The organism is Andreprevotia chitinilytica DSM 18519 (genome assembly GCF_000711875.1).
Classification (GTDB): Bacteria; Pseudomonadota; Gammaproteobacteria; order Burkholderiales; family Chitinibacteraceae; genus Andreprevotia; species Andreprevotia chitinilytica.
The window spans coordinates 1-11566 of record NZ_JONM01000045.1; the positions used below are offsets into that span (position 1 = coordinate 1).

At 61.4% G+C, this 11566-nt stretch carries 9 protein-coding genes; 5 read left to right on the forward strand and 4 right to left on the reverse strand.

The features are described 5' to 3' along the window. Positions 1-157: 157 nt before the first annotated feature. From BR41_RS21215 to BR41_RS21230, 4 genes are all read right to left on the reverse strand, one after another. Positions 158-1312 (reverse strand): ABC transporter permease, encoded by a 1155-nt coding sequence (locus tag BR41_RS21215; protein ID WP_035061317.1) that lies wholly within the window; start codon positions 1310-1312, stop codon positions 158-160. Next, a complete protein-coding gene (locus BR41_RS21220) occupies positions 1312-2277 on the reverse strand; it encodes an ABC transporter ATP-binding protein (RefSeq protein WP_035061320.1) in 966 nt (321 codons plus the stop codon). Before BR41_RS21220 ends, BR41_RS21215 begins: the two co-directional genes overlap by 1 nt. Further along, positions 2274-3245, reverse strand: a complete 972-nt coding sequence (locus BR41_RS21225) for an HlyD family secretion protein (RefSeq protein ID WP_035061322.1) — start codon at positions 3243-3245, stop codon at positions 2274-2276. The genes BR41_RS21220 and BR41_RS21225 overlap by 4 nt, the downstream gene beginning before the upstream one ends. 319 nt (positions 3246-3564) lie before the next feature. Further along, positions 3565-4491, reverse strand: a complete 927-nt coding sequence (locus tag BR41_RS21230) for a LysR family transcriptional regulator (RefSeq protein ID WP_035061325.1) — start codon at positions 4489-4491, stop codon at positions 3565-3567. Between the two features lie 138 nt (positions 4492-4629). Here BR41_RS21230 and BR41_RS21235 point away from each other — a divergent pair, with 138 nt between their 5' ends. The 5 genes from BR41_RS21235 to BR41_RS21255 all read left to right on the forward strand — a co-directional run bounded on the left by BR41_RS21235 (position 4630) and on the right by BR41_RS21255 (position 11315). Beyond that, the gene (locus BR41_RS21235; RefSeq protein ID WP_035061328.1) at positions 4630-5364 is read left to right on the forward strand and encodes an SDR family oxidoreductase; all 735 of its coding nucleotides are present in this window, start codon (positions 4630-4632) and stop codon (positions 5362-5364) included. A 140-nt stretch (positions 5365-5504) separates the two neighbouring features. After that, on the forward strand, positions 5505-6836 hold the full coding sequence (locus tag BR41_RS21240) for a tetratricopeptide repeat protein (RefSeq protein WP_035061330.1): 1332 nt from the start codon (positions 5505-5507) through the stop codon (positions 6834-6836). Between the two features lie 1048 nt (positions 6837-7884). Beyond that, positions 7885-8760, forward strand: coding sequence for an ion channel (locus BR41_RS21245; RefSeq protein WP_035061338.1), 876 nt, complete (start codon positions 7885-7887; stop codon positions 8758-8760). 369 nt (positions 8761-9129) lie between these two features. Next, positions 9130-10635, forward strand: coding sequence for an ATP-binding protein (locus tag BR41_RS21250; protein ID WP_035061332.1), 1506 nt, complete (start codon positions 9130-9132; stop codon positions 10633-10635). Further along, on the forward strand, positions 10632-11315 hold the full coding sequence (locus BR41_RS21255; RefSeq protein ID WP_035061335.1) for a response regulator: 684 nt from the start codon (positions 10632-10634) through the stop codon (positions 11313-11315). Before BR41_RS21250 ends, BR41_RS21255 begins: the two co-directional genes overlap by 4 nt. Positions 11316-11566: the final 251 nt, after the last annotated feature.

Below are 11566 nucleotides of genomic sequence, written 5' to 3' on the forward strand. Positions count from 1 at the left end.
AAGCCGATGTGCTGACGGTGTTCTTCTGTCATAAGGCCATTCGCACCATCGATCTGCGGGTGCAGTTAGACTAGGTTGAGTGTTACCCATGTCTCCCGACAAGTGTTACCTATGTCTCCCGGCTGAACACGGTGCTCAACCCAACCTACCCGAGTCCTTAATCCAGCGTCTTGCGATAAAACTTCACCGCCACCGTCATCACCAACGCCGTAAACAGCAGCAAGGGCCAGATGTGTGGCCAAAGGTCGGGCCAGCTATTGCCCTTGAGCAAGATGCCGCGAATCAGCCGGTTGAAATAGGTCAGCGGCAGGATGTTGCCCAAGGCCTGCGCCCACTTGGGCATGCCCGCGAACGGGAACATGAAGCCGGACAGCAGCATATTGGGCAGGAAGTAAAACACCGCCAGCTGCATCGCCTGCAACTGGTTGCGGGCGAAAGACGACAAGGTAATGCCAACGGTGAGGCTGGCGGCAATGAACAGCAAGGCGGCGCAATAGACGGCCAGCAGATTGCCGGCGAACGGCACATGGAACACGAAGCGTGCGCCCAGCAGGATGATCGTGCTCTGCAGCAGGCCGATGGCGATGTAGGGCACGATCTTGCCTGTCATCACTTCGATGGGTTTTACCGGCGTGGCGAGCAGGTTTTCCATCGTGCCGCGCTCGCGTTCCCGGGTCATGGCAAGGCCGGTCATCATCACCAGTGTCATCGACAGCACCACCCCCATCAGGCCCGGCACCACGTTGTATTGGCTGATGCCCTCCGGGTTGTAGAGGCGATGCACCTGCACGTCGAATGGCTGGGGCTTGGCGGCCAACGCTGCCAGTGGCCCGGTGACATCCTTGCTCGCAACCGATTGCACCAGCTGCGGCAATGCTGCCAGCGCCATGCCGGTGGCGGTGGGGTCGGTGGCGTCGGCCTCCACCAGCAGCGACGGCCGCTCGCCGCGCAATAGTTGGGCGGTGAAACCGGCCGGGATATTGAGCACGAACTGCACCTTGCCTTGCGCCAATGCGGCACGGCCGGCTTCCTCGTTCGGCAACTCGGCGACGATCTGAAAGTAGGACGAGTTCTGCATCGCGGCGATATAAGAACGGGTGAACTCGCTGTGATCAGCGGCGATGACGGCAGTCGGCAAATGCTTGGGGTCGGTATTGATGGCAAAGCCGAACAGCAACATCTGCATGATCGGGATGCCGACGATCATGCCGAAGGTGAGCCGGTCACGCTTCAGCTGCAGGAACTCCTTGAGCACGATGCTCCACCAGCGGGCCAGCGAGAAACCATCGAATTGCCGGATGAGGGGCTGCATCACAGCTGCTCCGCAAAGTTGTCCTGCGAGCGCTTCATCATGTAGATGAAGGCGTCTTCCAGGCTGGTTTCCACCGGCTCCAGCTTCAGGCCGTGGCGGGTTGCCGCCGCTTGAACAGTGCTTTCCAGTTGCGCCGCATCCGTGCCGCTCACATGCATGGCATTGCCAAAGGCCACGGTCTGATCCACGCCCGGCATGGCGCGAAGCTGTTGCGATAAGGCAAACAGGTTGTCGCCATGAATTGCCCACGTCGTCAGCCCTTGCTGGGCGATCACTTCGGCGGCGGTGCCTTGCGCCAGCAGCTTGCCGTAGGCGATATAGGCCAGCTTGTGGCAACGCTCGGCCTCATCCATGTAATGCGTCGAGACCAGCACCGAGATTCCTTGCGCTGCCAGTGCGTGCAATTGTTCCCAAAAGTCGCGGCGGGCGGTGGGGTCGACGCCAGCGGTGGGTTCATCCAGCAACAACAGTCTCGGTGCATGCAGCATGCAGGCCGCCAGCGCCAGCCGTTGCTTCCAGCCCCCGGACAGCGAGCCGGTCAGTTGCTTGGCGCGGCTGGCGAGGCCGAGGTTTTCCAGCGCCTGATCGACGGCCGCTTTGCGATTCGGCATGCCATACACGCGGGCGACGAAATCGAGGTTCTCGCGGATGGTCAGGTCGTCCCAATACGAGAATTTCTGCGTCATGTAGCCGACGTTGCGCTTGATCTGGTTCGCCTCCTTGACGATATCGAACCCCAAACATGCGCCGCTGCCGGCATCGGGCGTGAGCAGGCCGCACATCATGCGGATCGACGTCGTCTTGCCGCTGCCGTTCGGGCCGAGAAAACCGAAAATCTCGCCCCGCCGCACTTGCAGCGAGACATCGTTGACCACGTGCTTGTCACCAAACCGCTTGTGCAGGCCGCGCACGTCGATGGCGAATTCGGGCTCGCTGGGGGCTTCCGCCGTTGGGGGCAAACTCATTGCGGCAGCACCTCGACCGGCTGACCGGGATGCAGCTTGCTGGCATCGGCCGGCGCAGGGTGGGCCTCGATCATGAACACCAGCTTGGCGCGGGTTTCGTTGCTGTAGATGATCGGCGGCGTGTATTCGGCTTCGGTGGCGATATAGGTGAGTTTGGCCGGCACGGTGGCGGCGCAGCCATCGCAGCGCAAGGTCACGGCTTGGCCGAGCTTGAAGCTGCCGAGTACGGTTTCCGGTACGAAGAAGCGCACTTTCACATTCTGCGGCGGCAGCAAACGCACGACAGGATTGCCCGCCGCCACCCATTCACCTTCGCGGTACGGTGTATCGAACACACGGCCGGGGCGGGCGGCGGTGACGGTTTTCTGGGCCAGCTTCCAATCGGCCTGTGCCAATGCGGCACGGGCGGCGGCGACTTGGGCGGTTTGTGCTTTGAGCTGCGCATCACGCCCCGGTAGCCGTGCCACGTCGAGCTGGCTTTTCAGCTCACGTACCTTGGCCGCCGCTGTATTGGCGGCGGTGCGGGCATCGTCGAGCTGGCTTTTGGAGATGCCATTTATGGCCTGCAGCTTTTCATCGCGGGCGAGTTCGACTGCACTGCGTAGTGCCTCGGCTTCGGCCTGCGCGAGTTGGGCGCGGGTCACGTCCAGTTCGGGCGGGCGCTTGCCGGTCTGCAGATCGACGAGTTGGGCTTCTGATTGCGCTAACTGCTGCTGCGCCTGGTGTTGCGCGGCGGCTTCGTTAACGGCTTCCAGTGCGAATAGCGGGGCACCCGTGGCGACGTCCTGCCCACGCGTCACCGACAATTTATCGAGCCGGCCGGGCTGGGATGTGGCGATGTAAACGAACTCGCCTTCGACGTAGCCTTGGTAGCTTTGTGTGGCGGGTTCGGTGCAGGCGGCGAGGACGATGCTGAGCATGACTAGCACCAAGCCGCGCTTTCCGGCGGATGGATTCCACAGCGGCATTACGCCTCCTTGGCGTGAGTTCGTAGTCCATCCTAGGTTTTGTTGGCGTGTGTTTCAGGACTGCTTGCCGGTGAGTCACGGTTTAAGAGCTTGTTCAAAGTCTTTTCTGGCAACGGGTTACGTTGCCTTCCCCCCCCTTTTTGAAGGGGGGCTAGGGGGGATTTCTGCGGCATCTCAATATCTACCGACGTCGAAATCCCCCTCGATCCCCCTTCGAAAAGGGGGAAGTAAAACCTTGAAGCGTTTCAAGCTGGCAGTTTGCGAGACTTTGAACAGGCTCTAAGTCCTCGCTCCCATAAATGGGCGAAGGGAGAAAAACCTACCCCACCCGCCGAGTTTGCCTCTCCCCGGCACTCGCCTGCGCAAACCGTTCCGCCAGCCAATCGACAAACACCCGCACACGGGGCGAGAGCTGGCGGTGGTGCGGGTAGAGCACGGAGACCGGCATGGGGGCGGGTCGGATGTCGGCGAGGAGTTCGATCATGTCACCGGCCTCGATCTGCGTTGCCACGTGGTAACGCGGCGACTGGATCAGGCCAAGGCCGGCGATGCAGCAATCCACATAGGCTTCGGCGTTGCTCACCGAAACCAGCCCCGGCAGCGTCAGCAGCTGGGTTTGTCCGTCCACGGTGAACTGGAACGGAAACACCTTGCCGGTGACGGTGGAGAGGTAATTCACCGCCCAATGCCCGCGCAGCGCCGCCACCGTCTCCGGCAGCCCGTGCTTGGCGATATAGCTGGCGCTGGCGCAGGTGACTTGCTCCAGCAGGGCGATGCGGCGTGCCACCATCGCCGAATCGCGTAGCTCGCCGGCTCGCAACACGCAGTCGACCCCTTCGCGCACCAGATCGACAAAGCGGTCGCCCATGCCGATTTCCAGTTCGATCTTCGGATAGCGCGCCAGAAAGTCCGGCAGGTGCGGAATGACGAAATGCCGTGCCAGCGTGCCCTGCAGATCAACCCGCAGCTTGCCGCCGGGGTTGGCGGCGGCTTCCGAGAATGCTGATTCCGCTTCTTCCAGATCCGCCAGCAGACGCACGCAACGCTGGTAATACGCCTCGCCATCCAGCGTGGCGCTCACGCTGCGGGTGGTGCGCTGGAGCAGCCGCACGCCGAGGCGGCTTTCCAGCTGCTTGATGGTGTGTGTGACGGTGGCACGTGGCAGCTGCAGGTCATCGGCGGCGCGGGTGAAGCTGCCCAGTTCGATGATGCGGGTGAACACCCGCATGGCTTGGAAACGATCCATACCGCGCCCGTCCCATTGTTGTCGAATATTGAATAGTGATCGCAATTTTGCTGGATTTATTGGCGTTTCGATAGCGGGAAGAATGGGCACCAGTGAGCGGCAAACGCCGCCGCCACCCAACCCAAGGAGAGATACATCATGAGCAAAGTCGCAATCGTAACCGGCGCATCCCGTGGCATTGGCGCCGCCATTGCCCACCGTCTGGCGCAGGACGGCATGGCTGTCGTCGTGAACTATGCCGGCCGGGTCGAAGAAGCCGCAGCCGTTGTCAGCCAGATCGTCGCCCAAGGCGGCCGAGCCATCGCCGTGCAGGCGGACGTGGCGGATGCCGCTGCGGTACGCCAGCTGTTCGACGCCGCCGAAGCCGGCTTCGGCCACGTCGACGTACTGGTCAACAACGCCGGCGTGATGCCGCCCAACCTGCCGCAGCTGGCCGACACCGACGACGCGACCTTCGACAAGCTGTTCGCGATCAACGTTAAGGGCACCTTCAACACGCTGCGTGAGGCGGCGGGCCGGTTGCGCAGCGGCGGGCGCATCGTCAATTTTTCATCGAGCGTGATCGGCCTCGCCTTGCCGGGCTACGCGGTCTACGCCGCCACCAAATCTGCCGTGGAAACCTTCACCAACATCTTCGCCAAGGAGCTGCGCGGCAAGGCGATCACCGTTAACGCCGTCGCGCCCGGCCCGACCGCCACCGCGCTGTTCCTGACCGGCAAAAGCGACGAGCAGATCGACCGCCTCGCCAAAGCCGCACCGCTGGAACGCCTCGGCACGCCGGAAGACATCGCCGCCACCGTCGCCTTCCTCGCCGGGCCGGATGGCGCATGGATCAACGGGCAGACGCTGCGCGCCAATGGCGGGATTGTTTAGCAGCCCGCTTGATGCGGGCGTATTTGGGTGCCTGCGCATCGGGTAATCCTCTTTGCGACTATATTTCGGTCTGCGTTGTCATCCAGCCGGACTACGAACGACCAAGGGCTACTTATTCTATAAAGCCAATGAAGCGTGCCATGCCCGATGCCCCTCCCATTTCCAACCAAGTAGACCAACTCCTCTTGGACACCATTTCCAACCACATTGCCGGTGATCTGACCCAGGCGGAAGCCACGTATCGGCAGATCCTCACGGTCGAGCCAGAGCAGCCGGTTGCCTTGCATTTTCTGGGGGTGTTGTTGCACCAGCAGGGGCGCAGTGACGAGGGCATCGCCTTGGTCGAGCAATCGATCACGCTTTGTCCGGATCGGGCTCACTGGCTCAATGATCTTGGCAACATTCAGGTCGCGCTGGGTGATTTTGAGGCGGCAGTGGATGTGTTCATCCGTTCGCTCGAACTCAAGGTCGATGACCCGCTGACCTGGAACAATCTGGGCGCAACCTTGAAATCCTTGGGTAAAGCCGAGGACGCTGCCGTGGCATTCCAGAACGCCATCGCGCTGGATGATCAATTTGCCGATGCGCTCGATCAGTACGGCCAATTATTGTCTGAGCAAGGCAAGGATCTGGAAGCAGCCGACTATTTCTGCCGCGCCTATATAGCCCGCCCGGCCGAAGGGCAGCCCCCGCAAATGCGCGGCATCGCTTTCTATCGCCTGGGGCGCTATGCCGAAGCGGCAGCGGTGTACCAAGACTGGATGCAGGCCGAGCCGGGCAACCCGCTGGCCGCGCATCACTTCGCCGCATGTTCCGGCCTGGATACGGCAGAACGGCGCGCATCGGATGCGTATATCGAGCAAACCTTCGACTTCGCCGCCGCGCAATTCGACCAAAGGCTGGCCGGGCTCGGCTATCGCGGCCCGGAGTACGTCGGCAATGCGCTCAAACAATTGGGCTTGCCGCCGCAAGCCGCGTTGGACGTGCTCGATGCCGGTTGCGGTACTGGGCTGTGCGGTGTTGTCCTCGCACCCTATGCGCGAGCGCTGACCGGGGTCGATCTGTCTGGCGGCATGCTGGAAAGAGCCCAAACCACCGGCCGTTATCACACGCTGGTCAAGGCCGGCCTGGGTGGTTTTCTGGTCTTGCATCCGCAGGAATACGATTTGATCGTGGCGGCGGATACCTTGATTTACTTCGGTGATCTGGCTGAGGTGCTGGGCGGTATGGCGGGGGCGCTGCGCGCGGGCGGCCATGTGGTGCTGACCTTTGAAACCTTGATTCCCACCGCATCGGGGCAGGAATACAAACTGCAGCCGAGTGGCCGCTATGCGCACCGGCCGGATTACATCGAGCATTGTTTACGCCAAGCGGGCTTTGTCGAGACAACGGCACGGACGGAGGTGATCCGGATTGAGCTGGGGGTGCCGATTGCGGGGGTGGTGGTGACGGCGGGTATGGGCCGCCGTTGATTGCTGGTTTTCTGCGCCGTTGGCGCGGGTAAAAGCGTTACAGCGCGTTCCGTCGCGCGGACGGGTTAAGTGGCTTGTCTCGCCAAGCCCCTTAACAATCCCAAGGCGACCCTGCAAAAGCGTCTGGTGCAAGCACCAGATTCCCCCGCCAGCCAGCCCGTCACGGGCGGGAATCGAAAACTCGGGCTAAAGCCCTCAAACACTCGATCCCCGAAACCCCCGTGCCGGTCTGGCTGGCGGGGCGCTTTTGAAAGGGAGGCAGACCATTCTCACCCCGGCCCTCTCCTTGAAGGAGAGGGTGACGCTACTTGATGCTGCAATGGTTCAAGTTACGCTGAGCCGGGCTTGTCTCCCCTCGCCCGTTTACGGGAGAGGGGCCGGGGGTGAGGGCACTACCGGGCCGTGTTTTTTTCACCACCCTCTCCCTAACCCTCTCTCACAAGTGGGCGAGGGGATATACGGCGCAATGCCCTGCGGGGATTGCGCCCTACGAAACTGAACAAGGCAAAGCCTTGCACGCGAGGGCGAGGGGATAGATCACCGCCTTGCATCGCTTATCCTAAAAAAAGCAACTACCGCTATTCGTAACCACCCTGGTTGCACTGCGCGCCTTTTCTCCCTTTCAGCCGCGCCGAGCAACAAAGGTTGGCGCGGGGGTTTCGGGGATCGAGTGTTTGAGGGCTTTAGTCCGAGTTTTCGATTCCCGCCCGCGACAACCTTTGTTGATCGGGAACCCTGAGCTTGCGAAGGGCGCAGCTGAGGGTCGCCTTTCTTGGCTTACTTTGGCTACGCTGCAACCGAGCATTGCCCGGTTGTCTTTGGCGAACAAAGAAAACCGCATACGCGGTTTCGCTAAAGTGAGTTGGCCTGCGGGACGAACTCCCGTTTGTAATGCATTTACTCGCGTCAAAGGCGCTGAAACCCGTCCTCCAGGCGAAACCGGCATGTAATGCCGTTGCCCGCGCCGAAGGCACATAAAACCTTTGCAACAGTTGACCTTCCCACCATGACATTCGCAAAATCGCGGCTGACCCTCCCGGAGAACCCCATGCCCAGTACGCGCCCAAGCAAAGTCGGCCGTATCCACGTCGGCGACCGCGACGTGATCACCCACGGCTTGGCTGGCCATCGCTTGCGCGATCTGTATCACCACTGCATGACGATCAGCTGGCCGCAGTTCTACGGCGAAATCGCCGCCGCCTTTCTGCTCATCAACACGATCTTCGCCAGCTTGTATCAACTGGATGGGCACGCCATTGCCAACCAGCTGCCGAGCGGGTTCGCGGGCGCGTTCTTTTTCAGCGTCGAGACCTTCGCCACCGTCGGCTATGGCGACATGCATCCGCAAACCGCATTCGGCCACGTGATTGCGACGCTGGAAATCTTCATGGGCATGATGAATATCGCATTGATCACCGGTGTGACTTTTGCCCGCTTCTCTCGCCCGCGGGCGCGGATCATGTTTGCGTGTCACCCGGTCATCCGCCCGTTCGACGGCGCGACCACGCTCGTGCTGCGTGCTGCCAATGCCCGCCAGAACGTCATTGTCGATGCCAGTGCCAAGCTGCGCCTGCTACGTGACGAAGTCAGCGCCGAGGGCACGCAGATCCGCCGCCTGTATGACCTCAAACTCGCCCGTCATGAACACCCGATGTTCGTGCTCAGCTGGACGCTCTTTCACGTCATCGACGAAACCAGCCCGCTTTACGGCATGACGCCGGAGACGCTGGATGCCGAGAACAGCTCGCTGCTGCTCACCATCAACGGCACCGACGAAACCACCTCGCAAACCTTGATCTCGCGCCATAGCTACGCGCACGGCGATATCCGCTGGAATCATGTCTATGCCGATTTGCTCTACACGGACGAGGAGGGAAATGACCACGTGGATTACAACCTGCTGCATGAAGTGCGGCCATTGTGAGTCGGCAGATATACCGATTGCCTTTCTGACGCCCGTGCTTTGCCCCGGGCAAGCCAATGAATGAGAATTGGCTGCCAAAACTTGGGTTATTCTAAATGGCCCGGAATTATTGATTGAACGAATTGCCAATCTGCTGCGTTGGCATTGGCAATTGCTGTCTGGCTGATTTGTAGTGCTTTTTGTCAATTCACGCTGATTTGTAGTGAATTTGTATCCAGATCGAAATGAATCCTTGCACTGCCCGGTAATGTGCAAATCCAGTGATAACTTGGTGGAATTCTGCATGAATTAGCGCATTGTCGCCAATTCTGCTTTCGCCATATTGCCTTTGCATTACACCGGCAATTCACTGGATTGATTCGGTCTGAAATGAAACTAACGCGCGTTCGCGTCAAATTGCTGATTTTGCTGGCTGCGCTCAATGTATTGCTGGCCGGGCTGGTCTACGGCTTCAATCGCTGGAGTTTCGATCGCGGGTTTTCCGGCTATCTGATCCAGCAGCGGCTGCATCGCCTGCAGCCGTTCACCACCGCGCTGGGTGAGGCGTATGCAAAGCAGGGCTCGTGGGAGCCCTTTATCCAGCAGCCGCAGCGGCTGGAAAATCTGGCCCTCACCACACTGGCCAAGAGCGAGATCATCCGCATGGATGGTCAATCCGGTGGGCGGCCTCCGCCACAGGGGCCGCAAGGTGGCCCAGGCACTCAACGGGTCGATGGGCCGCAAGGGATGGGGCCGCCACAAGGGGGCGAGCGGCGGCCGGGTGAAGCCAGACTGCCGTACTTCATTCCGGGCCTCGTGATCATGGATACCGCAGGCCGGGTGATCTATGGCCCTGCGTTGGTGCCGCCGCAGACCGAACTTTCCCCCATCCAATCCGGCGAAATCGTCGTTGGTTATGTCGGCATGCTGCCCGTGCCGGGTGGCGTGGCGCAGTCGCTGGATGCGGCGTTTTCCGAACAACAACGGCTGAGCTTCGCCGCGATTGCCTTGGGCATGCTGGTGGCTTCGGTGTTGGCTGCCGTCGGCATCGCGCATGCATTGGGCCGGCCGCTGGGTGAGCTGGTGCGGGGCACGCACGCGCTGACCGCGGGCGAATACCAGGTGCGCTTGCGTGTGCACGGGCATGACGAGCTGGGCCGCTTGGCGCGGGACTTCAACACGCTCGCTGAAACCTTGGCTGCCAACCGGCAGGCGCGGCAGGACTGGCTCTCCGATATCGCACACGAATTACGTACGCCGCTGGCGGTTCTGCGCGGCGAGATCGAGGCGCTGGAGGACGGCATTCGCACGGCTGATGCACGCAGCCTGTCGTCGCTGGGCTACGAGGTACGCCGCCTGAGCCGGCTGGTGGAAGACCTGCAGCTGCTGGCGCAATCCAATGCCGGCGCGCTGACCTATGCCAAGAAGCCGGTCGAGATCGGGGTGCTGATCGATGAAATGATCCAGCATCACCAGCCTGTGCTGCAGCAGGCCGGGATGACGGTGAGCCGCAGCGGTGGCACGCCAGCGGTGGTGTTCGCCGATCCGGCCCGGCTGGTGCAGCTGTTCGACAACCTGCTGCAAAACAGCGTGCGCTATACCGATGCGCCGGGCCAGTTGGCGATCTCCTTGCGTTGCGATGCGACGGCGGTGTTCGTTGAATGGGAAGACTCTGCGCCCGGTGTTTCCAGCGCCGATTTGCCCCGTCTGACCGAACGCCTGTACCGGGTGGAGCACTCGCGTAGTCGAGAGAGCGGTGGCTCCGGCTTGGGGCTATCGATCGCCAATGCCATCGCCACCGCCCACGACTCCACGCTGACACCATCACATAGTCATCTGGGCGGCCTGCGCTGGACGCTCCGCCTACCGCTGTACACCGAGGTGAATCCCACATGACCAAGCCCATCCTGATCGTCGAGGACGAACCCAAGATTGCCGAGCTGCTCGGCGATTACCTGCATGCTGACGGCTTTGAAACCGTGCGGATCGCCCGCGGCGACGATGCGCATGGCTGGCTGCAGCAGCATCAGGCCGAGCTGGTGCTGCTCGATCTGATGTTGCCCGGCCTGCCCGGCATGGAGGTGTGCAAGCGGCTGCGCCAGCACTCCAGCACGCCGGTCATCATGGTCAGCGCACGGGTCGAAGAGATCGACCGGCTGCTCGGGCTGGAGCTGGGTGCGGACGATTACATCTGCAAACCATTCAGCCCGCGTGAGGTGGTGGCGCGGGTACGCACCGTATTGCGCCGCGCCCAGCGCAACGACGTGGCCTCCGCCGCGCCGCAACTCATCCTCAACGCGCTCACTTGCCGCGCCCGGATCGGCGAGCGCGAGCTGGCGCTGACGGCCATCGAATACCAACTCCTGCAATTGATGTCGCGCCAGCCGGGTCGGCTGTTTTCCCGCGCGCAGTTGATCGATGGCATGTACAACGACCACCGCATCGTGACCGAGCGCACGGTGGATAGTCACATCAAGAAGCTGCGCAAGAAAATGGAAACCGCCGCCCCGCGTTATGAGTGGATTCATTCCAGTTATGGCTTGGGGTATCGGTATGAGGTGGTGGTGCGGGAGTGATGCCTTTTTGTTTGTTGTGGGGCGTCGGGGTTAAGCGCCTTTGGCGCGATTAAAAGCATTACAAGCGGGAGTTCGTCCCGCGGGCCGACTCACTTTTCTTGTCTCGCCAAGAAAAGTAAGCAAAAGAAGGCGACCCTGCAAAAGCGTCTGTCGCAAGCGCCAGATTCCCCCGCCAGCCAGCCCGTCACGGGCGGGAATCGAAAACTCGGGCCAAGGCCCTCAGACACTCGATCCCCGAAACCCCCGTGCCG

Excerpts from the sequence above, each read along its gene's own strand:
- BR41_RS21250 (WP_035061332.1), top strand. The coding sequence starts at position 9,130 with ATGAAACTAACGCGCGTTCGCGTCAAATTGCTGATTTTGCTGGCTGCG.
- BR41_RS21245 (WP_035061338.1), top strand. The coding sequence starts at position 7,885 with ATGCCCAGTACGCGCCCAAGCAAAGTCGGCCGTATCCACGTCGGCGAC.
- BR41_RS21225 (WP_035061322.1), bottom strand. The coding sequence starts at position 3,245 with ATGCCGCTGTGGAATCCATCCGCCGGAAAGCGCGGCTTGGTGCTAGTC.
- BR41_RS21235 (WP_035061328.1), top strand. The coding sequence starts at position 4,630 with ATGAGCAAAGTCGCAATCGTAACCGGCGCATCCCGTGGCATTGGCGCC.
- BR41_RS21255 (WP_035061335.1), top strand. The coding sequence starts at position 10,632 with ATGACCAAGCCCATCCTGATCGTCGAGGACGAACCCAAGATTGCCGAG.
- BR41_RS21240 (WP_035061330.1), top strand. The coding sequence starts at position 5,505 with ATGCCCGATGCCCCTCCCATTTCCAACCAAGTAGACCAACTCCTCTTG.
- BR41_RS21215 (WP_035061317.1), bottom strand. The coding sequence starts at position 1,312 with ATGCAGCCCCTCATCCGGCAATTCGATGGTTTCTCGCTGGCCCGCTGG.
- BR41_RS21230 (WP_035061325.1), bottom strand. The coding sequence starts at position 4,491 with ATGGATCGTTTCCAAGCCATGCGGGTGTTCACCCGCATCATCGAACTG.
- BR41_RS21220 (WP_035061320.1), bottom strand. The coding sequence starts at position 2,277 with ATGAGTTTGCCCCCAACGGCGGAAGCCCCCAGCGAGCCCGAATTCGCC.